This is a genomic window from Pseudomonas sp. Pseu.R1, from assembly GCF_045764065.1.
Taxonomy (GTDB): Bacteria; Pseudomonadota; Gammaproteobacteria; order Pseudomonadales; family Pseudomonadaceae; genus Aquipseudomonas.
Map to the genome: position 1 here is coordinate 2842527 of NZ_JBJGEE020000001.1, position 19258 is coordinate 2861784.

The 19258-nt window shown below is 60.2% G+C and carries 20 protein-coding genes; 5 read left to right on the top strand and 15 right to left on the bottom strand.

The genetic code is table 11. The features are described 5' to 3' along the window. Positions 1–67 precede the first annotated feature (67 nt). The 9 genes from ACI5GA_RS13135 to ACI5GA_RS13175 all read right to left on the bottom strand — a co-directional run bounded on the left by ACI5GA_RS13135 (position 68) and on the right by ACI5GA_RS13175 (position 9433). The gene (locus tag ACI5GA_RS13135) at positions 68–1228 is read right to left on the bottom strand and encodes a serine hydrolase (protein WP_421422965.1); all 1161 of its coding nucleotides are present in this window, start codon (positions 1226–1228) and stop codon (positions 68–70) included. A gap of 208 nt (positions 1229–1436) precedes the next feature. Then, positions 1437–2468: a septal ring lytic transglycosylase RlpA family protein gene (locus ACI5GA_RS13140; protein ID WP_404634223.1), complete on the bottom strand. Its 1032-nt coding sequence runs from the start codon at positions 2466–2468 to the stop codon at positions 1437–1439. Further along, positions 2468–3478: a lytic murein transglycosylase B gene (gene mltB / locus ACI5GA_RS13145; protein ID WP_404634225.1), complete on the bottom strand. Its 1011-nt coding sequence runs from the start codon at positions 3476–3478 to the stop codon at positions 2468–2470. Before mltB ends, ACI5GA_RS13140 begins: the two co-directional genes overlap by 1 nt. 17 nt (positions 3479–3495) lie before the next feature. Next, positions 3496–4599 (bottom strand): rod shape-determining protein RodA, encoded by a 1104-nt coding sequence (rodA, locus tag ACI5GA_RS13150; protein WP_404634367.1) that lies wholly within the window; start codon positions 4597–4599, stop codon positions 3496–3498. 31 nt (positions 4600–4630) lie between these two features. Beyond that, positions 4631–6532 carry a penicillin-binding protein 2 gene (gene mrdA, locus ACI5GA_RS13155; protein ID WP_404634227.1) on the bottom strand — a complete coding sequence of 634 codons (1902 nt, stop codon included), beginning with the start codon at positions 6530–6532 and terminating at the stop codon, positions 4631–4633. Positions 6533–6563: 31 nt separating this feature from the next. Next, positions 6564–7031, bottom strand: coding sequence for a 23S rRNA (pseudouridine(1915)-N(3))-methyltransferase RlmH (gene rlmH / locus ACI5GA_RS13160; protein ID WP_400597531.1), 468 nt, complete (start codon positions 7029–7031; stop codon positions 6564–6566). A 9-nt stretch (positions 7032–7040) separates the two neighbouring features. Further along, positions 7041–7433, bottom strand: a complete 393-nt coding sequence (rsfS, locus tag ACI5GA_RS13165; RefSeq protein ID WP_108239560.1) for a ribosome silencing factor — start codon at positions 7431–7433, stop codon at positions 7041–7043. A 16-nt stretch (positions 7434–7449) separates the two neighbouring features. Continuing rightward, positions 7450–8193, bottom strand: coding sequence for a nicotinate-nucleotide adenylyltransferase (nadD, locus tag ACI5GA_RS13170; RefSeq protein ID WP_421425476.1), 744 nt, complete (start codon positions 8191–8193; stop codon positions 7450–7452). After that, a complete protein-coding gene (locus ACI5GA_RS13175; RefSeq protein WP_404634229.1) occupies positions 8159–9433 on the bottom strand; it encodes a glutamate-5-semialdehyde dehydrogenase in 1275 nt (424 codons plus the stop codon). Before ACI5GA_RS13175 ends, nadD begins: the two co-directional genes overlap by 35 nt. A gap of 263 nt (positions 9434–9696) precedes the next feature. Here ACI5GA_RS13175 and ACI5GA_RS13180 point away from each other — a divergent pair, with 263 nt between their 5' ends. Both ACI5GA_RS13180 and ACI5GA_RS13185 read left to right on the top strand, forming a co-directional pair. Further along, positions 9697–10380, top strand: coding sequence for a DNA-3-methyladenine glycosylase (locus ACI5GA_RS13180; protein WP_421422966.1), 684 nt, complete (start codon positions 9697–9699; stop codon positions 10378–10380). A gap of 3 nt (positions 10381–10383) precedes the next feature. Beyond that, the gene (locus ACI5GA_RS13185; protein WP_421422967.1) at positions 10384–11700 is read left to right on the top strand and encodes a bifunctional DedA family/phosphatase PAP2 family protein; all 1317 of its coding nucleotides are present in this window, start codon (positions 10384–10386) and stop codon (positions 11698–11700) included. A gap of 101 nt (positions 11701–11801) precedes the next feature. On the opposite strand, the gene ACI5GA_RS13190 is transcribed toward ACI5GA_RS13185, so the two are convergent. Genes ACI5GA_RS13190 through ACI5GA_RS13200 form a run of 3 tightly spaced genes read right to left on the bottom strand, consistent with a single transcriptional unit; the run spans position 11802 to position 13492 of the window. Beyond that, positions 11802–12392, bottom strand: a complete 591-nt coding sequence (locus ACI5GA_RS13190) for an LON peptidase substrate-binding domain-containing protein (protein WP_404634235.1) — start codon at positions 12390–12392, stop codon at positions 11802–11804. A 24-nt stretch (positions 12393–12416) separates the two neighbouring features. Further along, the gene (locus ACI5GA_RS13195) at positions 12417–13133 is read right to left on the bottom strand and encodes an LrgB family protein (RefSeq protein ID WP_421422968.1); all 717 of its coding nucleotides are present in this window, start codon (positions 13131–13133) and stop codon (positions 12417–12419) included. Beyond that, a complete protein-coding gene (locus ACI5GA_RS13200; protein WP_404634239.1) occupies positions 13130–13492 on the bottom strand; it encodes a CidA/LrgA family protein in 363 nt (120 codons plus the stop codon). The genes ACI5GA_RS13195 and ACI5GA_RS13200 overlap by 4 nt, the downstream gene beginning before the upstream one ends. Positions 13493–13726: 234 nt before the next feature. Between ACI5GA_RS13200 and ACI5GA_RS13205 the strand changes: the two genes are divergently transcribed. From ACI5GA_RS13205 to ACI5GA_RS13215, 3 genes are all read left to right on the top strand, one after another. Next, positions 13727–14182, top strand: a complete 456-nt coding sequence (locus ACI5GA_RS13205; protein WP_421422969.1) for a MaoC family dehydratase — start codon at positions 13727–13729, stop codon at positions 14180–14182. A gap of 140 nt (positions 14183–14322) precedes the next feature. Further along, on the top strand, positions 14323–16017 hold the full coding sequence (locus ACI5GA_RS13210) for a C13 family peptidase (RefSeq protein WP_421422970.1): 1695 nt from the start codon (positions 14323–14325) through the stop codon (positions 16015–16017). Positions 16018–16141: 124 nt separating this feature from the next. After that, positions 16142–16783, top strand: coding sequence for an oxidoreductase (locus ACI5GA_RS13215; RefSeq protein ID WP_404634245.1), 642 nt, complete (start codon positions 16142–16144; stop codon positions 16781–16783). Positions 16784–16935: 152 nt separating this feature from the next. Here the strand turns inward: ACI5GA_RS13215 and ACI5GA_RS13220 are convergent, their stop codons facing one another. From ACI5GA_RS13220 to mpl, 3 genes are read right to left on the bottom strand one after another with little or no spacing between them, the layout of a single operon-like run. Further along, positions 16936–17226 carry a YceK/YidQ family lipoprotein gene (locus ACI5GA_RS13220; protein ID WP_404634247.1) on the bottom strand — a complete coding sequence of 97 codons (291 nt, stop codon included), beginning with the start codon at positions 17224–17226 and terminating at the stop codon, positions 16936–16938. After that, the gene (gene ubiX, locus ACI5GA_RS13225; protein ID WP_404634249.1) at positions 17219–17848 is read right to left on the bottom strand and encodes a flavin prenyltransferase UbiX; all 630 of its coding nucleotides are present in this window, start codon (positions 17846–17848) and stop codon (positions 17219–17221) included. Before ubiX ends, ACI5GA_RS13220 begins: the two co-directional genes overlap by 8 nt. Next, positions 17845–19194: a UDP-N-acetylmuramate:L-alanyl-gamma-D-glutamyl-meso-diaminopimelate ligase gene (gene mpl, locus ACI5GA_RS13230; RefSeq protein ID WP_404634251.1), complete on the bottom strand. Its 1350-nt coding sequence runs from the start codon at positions 19192–19194 to the stop codon at positions 17845–17847. The genes ubiX and mpl overlap by 4 nt, the downstream gene beginning before the upstream one ends. Between the last annotated feature and the right edge of the window lie 64 nt (positions 19195–19258).

Genomic DNA, 19258 nt, shown 5'->3' on the forward strand with positions numbered 1-19258 from the left:
CCACGATCAGCGACAGGGGCGTACGGAACAACAGTCAATATGTGGTCAATCAGCAACCCATCAAAGATCAGTTGAACAGACTGTAGAAGAACATGCGGATGCTGTCCCACAGGCGGCGGAAGATACCACTTTCCTCAACGCTGTCCATCGCGATGAGATTAGCGGTGCGCACGACCTTGTCTTCCAGCTTCACTTCAACCTGACCGATCACGTCGCCCTTGGCGATAGGTGCAACCAGTTTCGGGTTGATGGTCATGCTGGCGGTGAGCTTCTTGATCTCGCCTTTGGGCATGGTCATGGACAGGTCTTCAGCCAGGCCGGCCCTCACTTGACGCTCGGTGCCTTTCCAGACTGGGGCTTGAGCCAGTTCGGCGCCCTTCTGGTAAAAGGTCTGGGTTTCGAAGAAACGGAAACCGTAGGTCAGCAGCTTCTGAGTTTCGGCAGCACGGGCCTGCTCGCTGTTGGTACCAAACACCACGGCGATCAGACGCATGCCATCACGAACGGCCGAGGACACCATGCAGTAGCCCGCTTCTTCGGTGTGGCCGGTTTTCAGACCGTCAACGGTCTTGTCGCGCCACAGCAGCAGGTTTCGGTTCGGCTGTTTGATACCGTTCCAAAAGAACTCCTTCTGCGAGTAGATCGCGTAGTGGGCCGGGTCTTCATGGATGATCGCGCGGGCCAGGATTGCCATGTCGTGCGCAGTCGAGAAGTGGTCCGGGTTCGGCAGGCCGGTCGGGTTCATAAAGTGGCTGTTGACCATGCCCAAGTCACCAGCGGTCTTGTTCATCATGTCGGCGAACGCATCTTCGCTGCCCGCGATGTGCTCGGACAGGGCAACAGTGGCGTCGTTACCCGACTGAATGATGATGCCGTGCAGCAAATCGCTGACCGTCACTTGGCTGCCCACCTTGACGAACATCCGCGAGCCGCCCGTGCGCCACGCGTTTTCGCTGATGGTCACCGGGTCGTTTTCGCCGATCTGGCCACGACGGATTTCCAGTGTCGCAATGTAGGCGGACATCAGCTTGGTCAAACTGGCCGGAGGCAGACGCTGATCGCCATTATTCTCAACCAGCACGTTACCGCTGTTGGCATCCATCAGCACATACGCCTTGGCAGCCAGTTGCGGTGCCGATGGCGTCATCTGCTCTGCCGCAAACACGGCAGGCGCGGTGAAAAGCGGGATTAATAGGCAAAGGCGTTTTGCAAAGGTGGTGATGTTCATCCGTCTCTCGAAAATGCTAATGGGCAAACATGCCCTCGCGGGCAAAGCGGTAATGCCAGGCTCCCCTGGCGGACGGGGCGACATTCTACAGGTGGCGCCGTAGATGGTCCCGTGAAAAGCTGCTGACATCGCTCGCTCTGACGGCGAGTCGTCTGCCAGAAAGCTTCGATCCGACCTTGTGACCAAGGTTCGGATCACAGATTTCTTTTTACTGGTCCGAGGTCACGACGCTTGGCGACCCCAGGTTGGCCGAGCGAACGCTGTTCTGCAGTTGCTGGGCCTCACCCGGCGTGTCGACTGGTCCCAGCCGCACTCGATAGAGCGTCTGCTGGTTGCGCGCGATCGAACTCACGAACACCGGCGCTCGTACCATCCCGCTCAGTTTCGATCTCAGGAGTTCCGCAGCGTCCGGATTGGCGAAGGCTCCCACCTGGAGAAACAGCCCAGACGCTTGTCCGGAAGCGTTTTTTTTTGCGTCGATCGGTATCGGCGATGCCGGAGCGGCGTGCTGTTGCGGTGGCGGTGTCCACTGCTCGATGGTGCCTGCCGAGGCGGTGATCACTGGCGCCGCAGGTTGTGGTTTGGCAGCAGGGCCGCTGAGTGCCACTTGCGGTTGATCCAGCATCAACGGCGCCGGTTTGCCACGTTGCGCCCAGTATTGCGCCGGGTCGATTCCTTCGACCTTCACCCGTGCCGTACCGATTTCGGCGTAACCGAGCTTTTTGGCCGCTGCGTAGGACAAGTCGATGATACGGTCCGAATAGAACGGCCCACGGTCGTTGACCCGCAGGATCACCGTGCGGTTGTTGTCCAGATTGGTCACGCGAACATAGCTGGGCAGCGGGAGTGTCTTGTGTGCCGCGCTCATGCCGTACAAGTCATAGACTTCGCCGTTGGCGGTGTTCTGGCCATGGAACTTGGTGCCGTACCAGGACGCCGTACCGGTCTGCACATAGCTGGCCGAGTCTGTGAGCGGGAAATAGGTTTTGCCCAGAACGGTATAGGGGTTGGCTTTGTAGGGGCCGGTGTGCAGGGTAGGAACGGCATCCGGGATACGCGACACATCGACATCCCACCAAGGCGCGCCGTCTTTGTGCGCACGGTTGATGTCCAACCCCGGCTGTGAGCGGATGATATTGCCCTGCTGTGTCGGTCGACTGGTGGAACAACTGACAACCAGCAATGTGAGCGCCGCGAAGGCCATCAACTGAAAGGGTTTTTGGATCGGCAATGACCGCATTACTTGACGCCCCGAGCTTGAACAAGCAGTTCAGACAGCTGATGCACGGCCATGGCGTACATCACGCTGCGGTTGTAACGCGTGATTGCGTAAAAATTCTTCAAACCCATCCAGTATTCAGGGCCAACGTCGCCTTCCAGGCGAAACGCCGTCACTGGCAAATCATCGCGCAGCGCATCATGACTCGCCCACCCCAAGGCTCGCAACTCCCCAACGGTCTTCACTGGCTCGATTCCGGGACTCAATCCCTCATCAACCCGGTCGCCGCGCACGCTGGCACGACTGACCACCGGTTCGCCCGCAACCCAACCGTGGCGCTTGAAATAACTGGCGACACTGCCGATGGCATCATCCGGATCGTTCCAGATGTTGATGTGGCCATCGCCGTCAAAATCCACCGCGTAATTGCGGAAACTGCTGGGCATGAACTGTGGTAATCCCATCGCGCCAGCATAGGACCCTTTGAGGGTCAGAGGGTCGACCTGCTCTTCGCGGGCCAGCAGCAAAAACTCGCGAAGCTCTTTGCGGAAGAATTCGGCGCGAGGTGGATAGTCGAAACTCAGCGTCGATAACGCATCGATTACCCGGTAATTTCCGGTATTGCGCCCAAAAAACGTTTCAACACCAATAATCGCGACGATCACCTGCGCGGGCACGCCGTATTCCTGCTCGGCCCGTGCAAGGGCCGCTTCGTGCTGCCGCCAGAAATCTACACCCCGCGCCACACGCGCATCGGTGAGGAACATCAGGCGATAATCCTTCCACGGCTTCACCCGCTCGGCAGGCTTGGAAATGGCGTCGAGAATCGACTGTTTGCGTTCGACGTTACGAAAAACCTCGATCAATTGCTCGCCCGCGAACCCATAGTCCCGGGTCATGTCACTGACGAACTGTGCGACCTGAGGAGAGCCTTCATAGTCACCGGCAAGCGACTCCTGCACTGAGCCGAGGATGCCCATCAGACCGACCAGCGGCACACATCGAGCAGCCCAGCCACGCACTACTTGCATTGAGTTCTTCACCTTAATCAAACCTGCGCGATCCACTTGCGGTGGGTGTGGACCGACATCAAAACCCCAAACGCTGACAGCAGCGTCACGAGCGAAGTTCCGCCATAACTAATGAAGGGCAACGGCACCCCCACCACCGGCAGCAGACCGCTGACCATACCGATGTTGACGAAAACGTATACAAAAAACGTCATGGTCAGGCTGCCTGCGAGCAACTTGCCGTAAAGGGTCTGCGCCTGAGCCGTGATGACCAGCCCGCGACCGATCAGCGCCAGATAAATCAGCAGCAGTGCACAAATACCCACCAGACCGAACTCTTCACCCAGCACCGCGATGATGAAGTCAGTGTGGCTTTCCGGCAGGAAGTCCAGGTGCGATTGCGTGCCTAGCAGCCAGCCTTTGCCAAAGACACCGCCCGAACCGATGGCCGCCTTGGATTGAATGATGTTCCAGCCGGTGCCCAGTGGGTCACTTTCGGGGTCGAGGAACGTCAGAATCCGCTGTTTCTGGTAGTCGTGCATGAAGAAGAACCACATCGCGATCGCCACTGGCACCGCCGCCGCGATCACCCCAATGATCCAGCGCCAGCGCAGGCCGGCCATGAACAGCACGAACGTTCCGGACGCCAGAATCAGCAGCGAGGTGCCCAGATCGGGCTGGCGGACGATCAAAATGAACGGCAAGCCGATCAAACCCAGGCTCACGGCCACGTGCTTCAAATGCGGTGGCAGGGTGCGCTTGGACAGATACCAGGCGATGGTGGCGGGCATGATGATCTTCATGAATTCCGACGGCTGGAAGCGAATGACCCCCGGAATGTTGATCCAGCGTGTCGCACCCATCGCGTTGTGGCCCATGACGTCCACCGCCACCAACAGCAAGACACCGAAGACATAGGCCACGGGCACCCAGCGGGCCATGAAGCGCGGTTCCAACTGGGCAATGACGAACATCGACACCAGGCCGATGCCGAATGAGGTGCTTTGCTTGATCAGCAGGTCCCAGCTCTTGCCGCTGGCGGAATACAGCACGAACAAGCTGCCCGCTGCCAAGGTCAGCAGCAGGATCAGCAGTGGGCCGTCGACGTGAATCTTCTGCAGAAACGTCGCGCGACGGCGCATCACATCTTCGCTGGAGAGGATGCGGTCGAAATTACTCTTCACGGGCCGCGGTCTCCGGAGGCAGTGTGTTGGCAGCGTATTCGGGTTTCAAACGGCCATCCGGGCCGAGCAACCAGGCATCCATGACCTGACGGACAACAGGCGCCGCAATACCGGAGCCCGACTCACCGTTTTCGATCATCACCGCCACGACGATTTTCGGATTGTCGGCAGGCGCAAAACCCACGAACAGAGCGTGGTCGCGATGGCGTTCCTGGACTTTCGAGCGGTCGTATTTTTCACCTTGGCGAATGGCAACGACCTGCGCCGTACCACTCTTGCCAGCAATGCGGTATTGCGCGCCAACGGACGCCTTGCGTGCCGTACCACGAGCACCGTGCATGACCTGTTGCATGCCGTGGTTGACCTTGGCCCAGTCGGAGGGGTCGCGCAGGACGATATCCGGCATCGGATTGTTATCCACAGGCTTCTGACCTTCGATGGTCTTTGCCAAGTGCGGACGGTTCCACTTGCCCTTGTTCGCGACCAACGCCGTGGCCTGCGCCAGTTGCAGCGGCGTGGCCTGCATGTAGCCCTGACCGATACCCAGAATCAACGTTTCGCCAGGGAACCAGGCCTGACGACGGGTAATACGCTTCCAGTCACGGGACGGCATCAGGCCGGGCGACTCTTCGAACATGTCCAGCGAAACCTTCTGCCCGATGCCGAACTTGTTCAGGTAAGCGGACAGGCGATCGATGCCGACCTTGTGAGCGAGATCGTAAAAATAGGTGTCGTTGGAACGCATGATGGCGGTGTCCAGATCGACCCAGCCATCACCTGTGCGGTTCCAGTTGCGGTATTTGTGGTCGTAGTTCGGCAGCATGTAGTAACCGGGGTCGAACACCCGGGTACTGGCCGTCACAACACCGGTGTCGAGTCCTGCGATGGCCACCGCAGGCTTGATGGTCGAACCCGGCGGGTACAGGCCACGCAGAATGCGGTTGAACAGCGGCCGGTCAACCGAATCGCGCAGTTCGGAATACGCCTTGAAACTGATACCGGTGACAAACAGGTTCGGGTCGAAGCTTGGCTGGCTGACCATCGCCAGCACTTCACCCGTGCTCGGGTCCAGCGCCACAACGGCACCACGACGCCCGGCCAGCGCGGTTTCGGCGGCTTCCTGCAACTGGATGTCCAGGCTCAGGACGATGTCCTTGCCCGGGACCGGATCGGTCCGCTTCAAGACACGCAACACCCGGCCTCGGGCATTGGTTTCGACCTCTTCATAGCCAACCTGGCCGTGCAGCTCCGGCTCGTAAAAGCGCTCGATGCCGGTTTTACCCATGTGATGAGTGCCGCTGTAGTTCACCGGATCCAGGCTTTTCAGCTCTTTCTCGTTGATTCGGCCCATGTAGCCGACCGAGTGCGCAAAATGCGCGCCCTGCGGGTAGTGGCGAATCAACTGCGCGACCACTTCGACGCCTGGCAGCCGGAACTGATTGACCGCGATCCGGGCGATTTGCTCTTCGGTCAGCTCAAACAGGATCGGCACTGGTTCAAACGGGCGACGCCCCTGCTTCATGCGCTTTTCGAAGATGATCCGGTCATCCGGGGTCAATTCCAGCACTTCGATGATGGTATCGAGCACTTTCGGCCAGTCACCGCCCGAACGCTCGCGGGTCATGCTCAGGTTGAAGCTGGGCCGGTTGTCCGCGATGACCACGCCGTTGCGGTCGTAAATCAGCCCTCGGCTGGGCGGAATCGGCTGCACGTGCACCCGATTGTTTTCCGACAGGGTCGAGTGGTAGTCATATTGAATGACTTGCAGGAAGTACAGGCGCGCCACCAGCACGCAGATCAGCACGATCACGATCACGGCACCGACCACGACCCGGTTGCGCACTAGACGTGCGTCCTTTTCGTGATCTTTCAGGCGAATCGGCTGAGACATTTAGGGCGAGTTCACAGTGAAGGCAGCGGCGCTACTTGTGATAAGGGTGACCGGACAATACCGTCCAGGCACGATAAATCTGTTCGCCGATGAGGATGCGCACCAGAGGGTGCGGCAACGTCAGCGGCGACAATGACCAACGCTGCTCGGCACGGGCACACACCTCAGGCGCGAGCCCTTCCGGGCCACCCACCATCAGGTTCACGGTGCGCGAATCCAGGCGCCAGCGATCGAGCTCCACGGCCAGTTGCTCGGTGCTCCACGGCTTGCCATGGACCTCGAGGGTGACGATTCGCTCACCCGGCTGCACTTTGGCCAGCATCGCCTCGCCTTCCTGACGGATCAGGCGCGCCACGTCGGCGTTCTTGCCTCGGGTGTTGAGCGGAATCTCGACCAGTTCAAGGGCCAATTCGGATGGGAGACGCTTGGCATATTCGTGCCAACCTTCTTCCACCCATTTGGGCATGCGTGAACCGACGGCAATCAGACGCAGACGCACGACGAGCCCTTATTCGTTGCCCGGGGTGTGGTGCGCACCGCTGGCCGCGCGGCTCTGCTCGGCACCCATCCACAGACGCTCCAAGTCATAGAACTGGCGTGCGGCGGCGGTCATCATGTGCACGATCACGTCGCCCAAGTCCAGCAGCACCCAGTCGCTCTCGCCCTTGCCTTCTTCGCCCAGTGGCTGCGCGCCCTTGGCTTTAACGTTCTCACGAACCTTGTCGAGCATGGCGTTGATCTGACGGTTCGATGTACCGGTGGCGATCACCATGTAGTCGGTCAGGCTGTGCTTGTCGCGAACGTCGATGACCTGGATATCCTGCGCCTTGACGTCTTCCAAAGCAGCCTTGGCCAGTTCAACCAGCTCTTCGCCGGTAACGATGTTTTTTTGCTGTGTCATATAAAACTCATTCAGTTCAATTGGGCGCACGGTACAGCCCGTGTGCCTCGATGTAGGCCAGTACCGCGTCTGGCACCAGAAAACGTACCGACTCACCGCTGGCCAGCAGTTGGCGGATCTGGGTGGCAGACACCGAAAGCGGCGTCTGCCAGACGAATGTAATGTGTCCGCCAGGCCCTTTGAGGGCTTTCGGATCGCTGACCGCGCGTGCCGCCAGCAGGTTACGCATGGCGTCCGGCGACTCGCTGTCGGCGTCCGGGCGTTGCAGCACCACGATATGGCAGTGCTCCAGCAACTCTTCCCATCGATGCCAGGTCGGCAGCCCGCAAAAGGCGTCCCATCCCAGCAACAAAAATAGCTGGTCATCGACGGCCAGTTCAGCGCGCATCGATTCCAGCGTGTCGATGGTGTACGACGGCTTGTCCCGCAACAGTTCGCGGTCATCCACCGTTAATGGCGACACGCCCTGTACGGCGCTGCGGACCATCGCCAGACGATCCTGCGCCGATACGCTGGGCGTATCGCGATGAGGCGGTCTGGCGCTGGGCGTCAGACGCAACTCATCGAGTTCAAGCAACGCGGCGACTTCCAGGGCGCCGCGCAAATGGCCGATGTGCACCGGATCGAACGTCCCGCCCAGCATGCCGATGCGTTTCGGCCTGCGAGTGGCGTTTTTTTCGTCAGGCTTCGCATCGTGACCTGGTTGTTGCCGATTGGCAGTCAACTCAGACAGGTCCTTGTCCGCGCAACTGACGACCATCACCGACCACGATGTACTTCTCACAGGTCAGGCCTTCCAGGCCGACCGGTCCACGGGCGTGAATCTTGTCGGTGGAAATGCCGATTTCGGCACCCAGGCCGTATTCAAAGCCATCGGCGAAGCAGGTTGGCGCGTTGATCATCACCGAACTGGAGTCGACTTCCGCCATGAAACGGCGAGTCTGCGCCTGGGAATCGGAAATGATCGCGTCACTGTGATGCGAGCCATAGTGGTTGATATGCTCAATGGCCTGATCCAGACCGGTGACCACACGAATCGACAGGATCGCTGCCAGGTATTCGGTGTGCCAGTCTTCTTCGGTCGCCGGAATCGCTTCGATGAGCTCGCGGGTGCGTTCGCAACCGCGCAACTCGACGCCCTTTTCGCGGAACTGCGCGGCCATCGGCGGCAGGAAGTCCGCGGCAATCGCCTGATCCACGAGCAGCGTTTCCATGGCACCACAGATGCCGTAGCGATAGGTCTTGGCGTTGAAGCTGATCTTTTGCGCGGCGGCCAGATCGGCGTGGGCGCTGACGTAGATGTGGCAGATGCCATCCAGATGCTTGATGACCGGCACTTTGGCATCGCGGCTGATGCGCTCGATCAAGCCCTTGCCGCCACGAGGAACGATCACGTCCACGTATTCCGGCATGGTGATCAGCGCGCCGACGGCTTCGCGATCAGTGGTCTCGACCACTTGCACCACGGCAGCAGGCAGACCGGCCTCGGCCAGACCGCGTTGAACGCAAGCGGCGATAGCACGGTTGGAATTGATGGCCTCGGAACCGCCGCGCAGAATGGTGGCGTTACCGGACTTCAGACACAGACTGGCGGCGTCGATGGTCACGTTCGGACGCGACTCATAGATGATCCCGATCACACCCAGGGGCACGCGCATCTTGCCGACCTGAATGCCGGACGGCTGGAAATTCATGTCGCGAATAGTGCCGATAGGGTCTGGCAAGCTGGCGACCTGACGCAGACCGGCGATCATGCTGTCGATCCGCGCCGGGGTCAGGGCCAGACGCTCAAGCAGAGCGGGTTCAAGACCATTGGCGCGGCCTTTGGCCAGATCCTGTTCGTTGGCGGCAGTCAGCTCATCACGGGCAGCATCCAGCGCGGCGGCAGTGGCCGTCAGGGCGCGGTTTTTCTGCGCGGTGCTGGCGCGACCGATCACGCGCGAAGCTTCGCGGGCGGCGCGACCCAGGCGGGTCATGTAGTCAAGAACGGACTCAGTCATGGTCTCAGAGGTCTTGGCAGAGAGGAAAGCGGCCGATTATAGCTGTCGGGCGTGACGAACGACAGCGGCGACAGGCGGATGGTCGATATAAGCCGGATTTGTTGGGTGAAAGCGTAATCCTGGCACTCACGATCCTTGTGGGAACCGGCGTCGGCCAGAAAGCCGAACCGTCATAACGGAGTCGTTGGCAAACGGCTGCCATTCAGCGCCAATTAAGCCCCGCATTGCTATCATCGCCATCCACGCCATCACGTAGCCGCCCCATGCCCGACACCCCTCAACGCGCCCTGCCAGACAGCTTCTTCAACCGCGACGCCCAGACCCTCGCCCGCGATCTGCTGGGCAAAGTGGTGCGTCACAAGGTCGGCCCACTGTGGCTGTCGGCGCGCATCATAGAGACAGAAGCCTATTACCTGAAGGAAAAAGGCAGCCACGCGTCACTCGGCTATACAGAAAAGCGTAAGGCTTTGTTTCTGGATGGCGGCCACATCTATATGTACTACGCCCGTGGAGGCGATTCGTTGAATTTCAGCGCTGAAGGTCCTGGCAATGCGGTGCTGATCAAATCGGCTTATCCCTGGGTCGACGCGTTCTCGGACGAGAACAGTTTGGCGCAGATGCAACTGAACAACCCCGACGCCAGTGGCAACCTGCGCTCGCCCGAACGCTTGTGCGCGGGCCAGACCCTGTTATGCAAGGCACTGGGGCTGAAAGTTCCGATGTGGGACGCCAAGCGTTTCGATCACGAACAGATTTTTGTCGAAGACGTAGGCCAGACACCCACGCACATCATCCAGACCACACGCCTGGGCATCCCCTTCGGACGAGACGAACAATTGATGTACCGCTTCGTAGACCTTGAATATGCGCGCTTTTGCACACGGAACCCTCTACGGCGCGGCCAAGTCGAAGGCCGCGACTACTTCATCATCGAGCAAGGAAACTGACCCATGGGCTCATGGCTCGACAGCATCACCTCTTGGCTGAGCGCCAACCCGTCCTGGCTGGGCGCCGCCGTTTTTCTGGTTTCATTTCTTGAATGCATGGCCATTGCCGGGATCATCGTCCCCGGCACTGTCGCGCTTTTCGCCATTGCGGCGCTGGCCGGCAGCGGAATCCTGCCGCTGAGCGAAGCGCTGTTGCTGGGGTTGCTCGGCGGGCTGCTGGGCGATTTCGTGTCCTACTTTCTGGGCAGACGCTTCCACCAGAACATTCGCCGCCTGCCGGGGCTGCGCCATCATCCGGAATGGATCGCCGGAGCCGAGACCTATTTCCAGCGCTACGGCATCGCCAGCCTGTTGGTGGGCCGGTTCATCGGCCCACTGCGCCCGATGCTGCCCATGGTGGCCGGGATGTTCGACATGCCGTTCGTGCGCTTCGCGGTCGTCAGCGTGGTGGCAGCAGCCGGCTGGTCGGTGGCGTACATTCTGCCGGGCTGGGCGACCGGGGCCGCCATTCGCCTGCCGTTGCCAGAGGGCTTCTGGCCACAGGCCGCCGTTGTTGGCGCGGGACTGGCCATTTTGCTGGGGATTGCGATTCAGACCAGCGTGCGCCGCAAGCCCTATGCCACGAAGCTGATCGCATGCGCCAGTCTGACCCTGCTGATTGCCGTGTTTCTGGGCTGGCCGTATCTGGCGCATCTGGATCAGGGCGTGATGACGCTGGTTCAAGAGCATCGCAGCGAAACCGCCCAGAACTTCGTGGTACTGGTCACCGGGCTGGGTGACTTCAAAACTCAATTCTGCGCCGCGGCTGTGTTGCTGATGGTGTTGGTCGCTGCCCGCCAGTGGCGACATGCGATCTTCGCCTGCTCGACCACGCTGGGCGCTGCGATCCTCAACCAGACCATGAAACACACCTTCGCCCGCGCCCGCCCTGAAGTGCTGGCTGAACCCTTGGCCACCTACAGCATGCCGAGCGGCCATGCGTCGGCGTCGTTCGCGTTGTTCATGACGCTGGCGGTGCTGGCAGGACGTGGACAACCGGTGCGATTGCGTCTGACGTGGCTGCTGTTGGGTGCGATTCCCGCTGCATCGATCTGCGTGTCACGGGTGTATCTGGGGGTGCATTGGCCAACTGACGTGCTGGCAGGGATGTTGCTGGCGTTCTTCACCTGCTCGGCGAGCCTGGCATTCGTGCAGAACAAACAGTCGCTGCCCGCGTTGCCGATGCGAGTGTGGTATTGGCTGATACCGGCAATGGTCGCGGTGTTGATCGGGTTTGCGGTGCATTCGCTGACGCACGGGCTGGTGCGTTACGAGTATTGATGCACGCAACTCCCCTGTAGCAGTCCGACTTGCCGGCGGCGGGACCCGTCAGATCGCTACCGCCGACAAGCCGGACGGCTACAGGGGGATGTGGAAAACAGCTACGCCTGCATATCCCCCTGCATTTCATCGAGCAGGTCCTGAATGGCGTCGAGCCGCTCCTCGGCGTCGTCGATTTCCAGCAGTTCGATCTTGTCTTCTTCCGTGAACGGCAGCAGGTACGCCAACTGGTTGGACAGGGATTGCTGCCCCTCTGCCGTCAGCCCCATGTTCAGGGCCGCCACCATCGGGTGCTCCGCCAGCGCCGCCAGCAAGGCAACCAGATCCTCGTCCTCTTCCTGCAGCGGACGTTCCTGCGGGTCTTCCAGCCATTCCACGTCAGCAACAAGCAGGTTGTCCTTCTGCACTTGGGCGCTGATCACGCGAAAACGCCGCCCTCCTGTCACGCGAATACCCAACAAGCCGTTGTCCTGCTGCTGAAAGTCGGTCATCAAGGCTTCGCAACCGATCTGCGAGAAGCCTTCGGGGACACCGCCCACTTCGCTGCCTTCGGTGATACACACCACGCCGAAGCCTTCGCCCTGTTTCATGCAGCGGCCAATCATGTCCAGATAGCGCGCCTCGAAAATTTGCAGATCGAGCACGCACCCCGGGAACAGCACAGCGTTCAGCGGAAACAAAGGCAGCGACATAAACCTATCCTCAAGCACCCATCGTCAAGCAACCAGCGAGACCGCCAGCGGTAGAAACAACGCCGTGGCGACACCCATCAGACTCATGGCCAACGCCGCAAAGGCGCCGCATTCTTCACCTTCCTGCAAAGCTGCGGACGTACCCACCGCATGCGCGGTCAGCCCCAGCGCCATGCCTCTGGCTTCAGGGCTGTGGACGCGCGACAGCGTCAGCAAGCCGGGGCCGAATATGCCGCCGATCACGCCTGTGATCAACACAAACACCGCTGCGAGCGCCGCTACGCCACCGATCTGTTCAGCGACCAGCATGGCAATCGGCGAGGTCACGGACTTCGGCGCCATGGTCATCAGGATCATGTGATTGGCGCCCAGGCCCCAGCCCAGCGCGACGCACAACGCCGTCGCTAACACGCCGCCAATCACCAGCGTAGTCAACACAGGCCAGAACAACTGCCGGATTCGGCGCAGATTCAGATAAAGCGGCACTGCCAGCGCTACCGTTGCCGGGCCTAGCAGAATGCTGAGGATCTCGGTGCTCTTGCGGTACTCGGCATAATCCAGTCCGCAAAGTACCAACACACCGATCACCACCAGCATCGACACCAGCACCGGCTGCAGGAAGACCCAGCGAGTTTTTTCATACCCTGCGAGCACCAATTGATAGGCGCCCAATGTGACGGCGATGCCAAACAACGGGTGGTGGATCACCGAAAGCCACGCGCCCTGCCAGTCCAGACTCATGATGGCTCCCGGCGATTGGCCTGACGATCGATGAGTTTTTGCATCAGCCAGCCCGCAAATGTGAGCGAGATCATTAACGACAACACCAAGGACCCTACAATGGCCCAGAAATCGTCGGCAATCTGCCCGGCATACACCATGACGCCCACCGCAGGCGGCACCAGGAGCAACGGCAGGTAGCGCAGCAGACTGCTGGCGGCCAGACTGATGGGCTCGCTGACTTCACCCCGCACCATCAGGTAAATCATCAACAAGACCAAGCCGATAATCGGCCCCGGCAATATCGACAGGAACAAATGATTCAACGCCGTCCCCACCAACTGGAACAGCACCAGCCATGTCAGGCCTTTAAGCAACATAGACAACTCCAGCCAATTCGCGGCGACATTATAAGCACGCGGCTTACCCAGCTATGGTTCGGTATTCGCGCGCCTTGGGGTTCTTGACCAACCATCGGTGGCGTGCTGATCTTCAAATCCAGGCACGCCCCACGCTGTAGGAGCGGCGCCGCCCTCAGGAATTGAGTGAAGCAATAAAAGCGCCGACCGTGGCGCATGACTGAAAAACAACACCGATCCACAAGGAGAGTATCGATGCCCTATGTACCTGTTGCAGAACTCAAGCGCTACGAAGGCAAGGAACTGGGAAGTTCCGACTGGTTGCTGATCGATCAGGCACGTATCAATCTGTTTGCCGAAGCCACTGGCGATTTTCAGTTCATTCACGTCGACCCGGTCAGGGCCGCGAAAACGCCCTTTGGCTCGACCATCGCTCACGGTTTCCTGTCGTTGTCATTGATTCCGAAACTGATGGAGTCGCTGCTGGTGATGCCTGAAGGCATGAAAATGGCGGTCAACTATGGCCTGGACAGCGTGCGCTTTATCCAGCCAGTGAAAGTCGACTCGCGCGTTCGTCTAAAAGTCAGCCTCGCCGAAGTCACCGAAAAGAAGCCGGGCCAATGGCTGCTCAAAGCCACTGCAACGCTTGAAATCGAGGGTCAGGACAAGCCTGCGTTCATCGCTGAACCACTGTCCCTTTGCTTCGTGTAAATCCGATAGAACATGAAACAGTCGTAACTGACTGTTTCATGACGCTTCCCGGCTGCGGCATACTCGCTGCGGTTGTGTGAGCGAAGCGATACAAAAACGCGATCCGAGCACGCCGAAATACCTCATTCTCGGGATTTACCATGCGCGCGCTTGCCCCTCTGGCCCTGACCCTTCTGATTACCGCGTGCGGTGACGGCGAATCGCTATTGCCGCCTGACGCACGCCTGCCTGACGGCGGCCGCTACCGTGGCGACGTGGTCAACGGCGTGCTGCAAGGCAAGGGTCGTATCGACTACCCCAATGGCAGCTGGTATGCCGGTGAGTTCAGGAACGGTCAATGGAATGGCCAGGGCGAGTGGCACGCCAGCAATGGCGACGTCTATAAAGGCGGCTTCCAGGACGGCCTGTTTCATGGTCAGGGCACCCTGACCACCAGCGCCGGAACTTACGTGGGCGGCTACAAACTGGGGCGACGCGACGGTGAAGGCACGCTCAAAGAGCACGGCATGAGCTATCGCGGCGAGTTCAAGGCCGACCTCTACGACGGCCTTGGCCATCTGGAGCTGGAAGACGGCAGCGAGTATCAGGGCCAATTTGCTCACGGCAAGCCCAACGGCGAGGGTCAACGCAGCGATGCGGCGGGCAATCAGTTCAGCGGCAAGTTCGTCGATGGCCAGTTGCAGGGCACCGGCAATTTCAACAGCGCCGATGGCGATCAGTACGTCGGCGGGTTTCACGACAATCAACTGAGCGGACGCGGGCGTTATGAAAACGCTGACGGCGATGTCTGGTCCGGCCAGTTCAAGGAGGGCGCCTTCACGGGCAAAGGCGAGTTGATCGGCTCGGATGGCACCATTTATCAGGGCCAGTTCCGCAACTGGCGCTTCGCAGGCGAAGGCCGTCTGAAGCTGCCGGACGGCAGCGTTTACGTCGGCCAGTTCGACAACGACAGCTATCAGGGCGCAGGCGTGCTGACGTCAGCCGACGGCAGCGTGCAAAGCGGCACTTGGTCCAACGGCCAGCGCGTGCGCGATGCAATGGGCAAACTGCTGCCCGACCCTCTGGAAGTCGGCTTGCTCGCTCAAGGTCCCTTGCTGGAAAAAGCCCTCGCGGCAGTCCCGGCTTCGACCCCAGCTACCGAGCTGTACAGTCTGGTAGTGGGCGGTGATGGCAAACAGAGCGTGTTTCTGCGCGAGGCTGACTACGTCAACAAACTGCTGGCGACCCGCTTCGGCGCGCTAGGCCAGATCACGCTGGTCAACCATCGCGATCACATGACCGACCGACCGCTGGCGACCCGGGAGAACATCAGCCGCGCCGTACAGACCCTCGCCCAACGCAGCGGTCCCGAAGACTTGATTTTCATCTACCTCACCAGCCACGGCACCCATGACCACGAACTGGTCCTTGATCAGCCTCGTCTGGAACTGTCGGATCTGCCTGCCGATGAGATGGCTGCGGTATTGGCCCCGCTGAAAAATCGCGACAAGATCGTGGTGATTTCAGCCTGCTATTCGGGCGGTTTCATTCCCGCGATCAAAGACGAAAAAACCATGGTCATCACCGCATCGCGGGAAGACCGGGTGTCGTTTGGCTGCTCGGAAGAAGCGGATTTCACGTATTTCGGCGAGGCACTGTTCGGCAAGGCGCTGGTGGAGACCGACGACTTGCAACAAGCCTTCAATGATGCGAAGGCCATCGTGGCGCAACGTGAGATCGAAGAAAGCTTCGAGGCTTCGGAACCGCAGATCTGGGCCCCGAAAGGCGTCATTGCGCACTGGCAAAAGCTGCGTAAAAGCCAGGCAGAGCGCGCGTTGAATACGGTCAAACGTTGATTGCGTCATGCCCCGGATGAAGATTTGCAACGATTTGTGAAACCCGCCTCTTCACCGGAGGGTCTGTAGCGTTAGAGCGCCTATGCTTGTGTCGTAGCTTGTGTCGTTTCAAGGGAGAAAGACCATGTACTTGACGCCGCAACACATCCTGCTTGCCGGGGCGACGGGCTTGACTGGAGAGCATCTGCTCGACCGTCTGCTCAATGAGCCCACTGTCAGCCGCGTACTGGCTCCCAGCCGTCGCCCGCTGGCGGATCACCCTCATCTGGAAAACCCCGTCGGTGATTTCACCTCGCTGCTGGCGAAGCTGGGCGGGCGTGTGGATATCGCGTTCTGCTGCCTGGGCAGCACGATCAAACAGGCAGGCTCGCAGGATGCCTTCCGGGCTGTCGACATGGACATGGTTGTGGCCTTCGGCAAACGCGCTCGTGAAATGGGGGCACGGCATCTTCTGGTGGTCAGCGCGGTCAATGCTGATCCGCAATCCAGCATTTTCTACAGCCGCGTCAAGGGCGAGATGGAACGGGCACTCAAGGACCAGAACTGGCCACAGCTCACCATCGCCCGTCCGTCACTGTTGATTGGTGAGCGGCAGGATCAGCGCCTGGTCGAACAACTGGCGGCGCCGCTTGCCAAGCTGATTCCTGGCAAATATGGCGGCATCGAAGCCTGCCAACTGGCCCGTGCGCTGTGGCGCCTGGCGCTGGAGGAACAGGACGGAGTGCGGATTGTGGAGTCGGATGAGTTGCGACGGTTGGGGAAGTAATCCGAGGTCTGCGGATCACCACAACCTGTGGGAGCCGGCTTGCTGGCGAATGCGGAGTGTCAGGCGCTATACCTGACACCGAAACACCTCATTCGCCAGCAAGCCGGCTCCCACAAAAATGTGCCCCATCCAAGATTCGAGTTCGACGCTGTCTACATCCCACCCGTCGCCTGATACCCCACGCCCAGCGCGGTCAGCACCGAAAGCGGTAACAGCACCGTATCCAGCAGCGCACTGCCCGGCAGATCCAGCAGCGGATATTTCGGTGCCTCGGCGCCAAAGCGGTCTTTCTCGCAGCACCCGCCCCGAATCGCATACAGATCCAGACGCGTACCTGAATAGATCACGGGCGCACCCGGCTGATTGGCATCGAGGGTACGCACGGTCGAGCAACCGGTCGCCAACAAAAGACCGAGGGTGAGGACAAACAGCTTCTTATTCATCGGCGCCGTAATGATGCTCGCCCCAACGCGGGAGCATGTCTTGAGGGATGTTCAGCACGTTGAGAATGCGCGCCACGACGAAATCTACCAAGTCGTCGATGGTCTGCGGCTGGTGATAAAAACCCGGGGCCGCCGGAAGAATCACCGCGCCCAGATTCGAAAGTTTGAGCATGTTCTCCAGATGAATGCTGGAAAACGGCGCTTCACGGGGCACCAGAATCAACTGACGACGCTCCTTCAGGGTTACGTCGGCCGCACGCTCGATCAGGTTGTTGCAGGCGCCGGTCGCAATCGCCGACAGCGTACCGGTCGAACACGGCACCACCACCATCGCCGCAGGCGAACCCGAACCAGACGCCACAGGGGACATCCAGTCCTCCTTGCCATAAACCCGAATCTGCCCATCGGCGGCGCCGGTGTACTCAGTCAGAAACGCCTGCATCATCTGCGGCTTGGGTGGCAAGGTGACGTCGGTTTCCGTCGCCATCACCAACTGCGCGGCCTTGGAGATCAGGAAATGCACCTCGCGGTCTTCACGCACCAGACAATCCAGCAGGCGCAGACCGTATTGCGCGCCGGACGCGCCGGTCATCGCCAGGGTGATGCGTTCCGGACCGCTCATTTCAGCGCCTCGGCCAGTTTGCCATGCAGACCACCGAACCCGCCGTTGCTCATGATCACCACGTGGGTGCCAGGCTGGGCCAGGCCTTTGACGTGCTCAATGATGGCCTCCAGCGAATCGCAGACCACTGAAGGCGTCGTGCACAACGCCGCCGTCGCCGCCAGATCCCACCCCAGATTCGCCGGGGCGTACCAGACCACCTGATCGGCCTGATCGACGCTTTCCGGCAAGCCGTCGCGGTGAGCGCCGAGCTTCATGGAATTGGAGCGCGGCTCGATGATGGCGATGATCGATGCGTCGCCGACTTTTTTGCGCAGGCCGTCCAGCGTGGTCGCGATGGCGGTCGGATGGTGGGCGAAGTCGTCGTAAAGGGTGATGCCCCGCACCTCGGCGACTTTCTCCATTCGGCGCTTGACGCTCTTGAATGCACTCAGCGCTTCAACGCCCTGTTGCGGAACGACGCCCACATGGCGCGCTGCCGCCAGCGTGGCCAGCGCATTGGCGACGTTGTGTTGGCCGGTCATGCCCCAGTCGACGACGCCTTGCGCCACGCCCTCGAACAGAACCTCGAATTTAGAGCCATCTTCGCTCAGCAGTTTCGCCTGCCATTGACCACCTTCTCCGGTGGTTTGCACCGGGGTCCAGCAACCCATCTTGATCACACGCTCCAGCGCAGGCTCGGTGGTCGGATGAATGACCAGACCTTCGCTCGGGATCGTTCGTACCAAATGGTGGAACTGCCGCTCGATGGCGGGCAGATCCGGGAAGATATCAGCGTGATCGAACTCAAGGTTGTTGAGAATGGCGGTACGCGGGCCGTAGTGAACGAACTTCGAGCGTTTGTCGAAGAAGGCGCTGTCGTATTCATCGGCTTCGACCACGAAGAAAGGCGTGTCGCCCAGACGTGCCGACACCGCGAAGTTCTGCGGCACACCACCGATCAGAAAGCCCGGCGCCATGCCTGCGTGTTCCAGCACCCAGGCCAGCATGCTGCTGGTGGTGGTCTTGCCGTGGGTTCCGGCCACTGCCAGCACCCAGCGACCGCGCAGTACGTGATCGGCCAGCCATTGTGGGCCGGAGACGTAAGGCAGGCCCTTGTTCAGAACGTATTCCACCGCCGGGTTGCCCCGCGACATGGCATTGCCGACCACCACCAGATCGGGTGCCGGTTCGAGATGCGAAGGGTCATACCCCTGCATCAACTCTATGCCCTGCGCTTCGAGTTGTGTGCTCATCGGCGGGTAGACGTTGGCATCGGAGCCGGTGACTTTGTGGCCCAGATCCTTGGCGAGAACCGCCAGCGACCCCATGAACGTGCCGCAGATACCCAGAATATGAATGTGCATGACCGACCTCTTAAAACGTTCGCGCAGGTTAGCTTAGAGAGGGTCGGTTCGCACAGTTTCAATT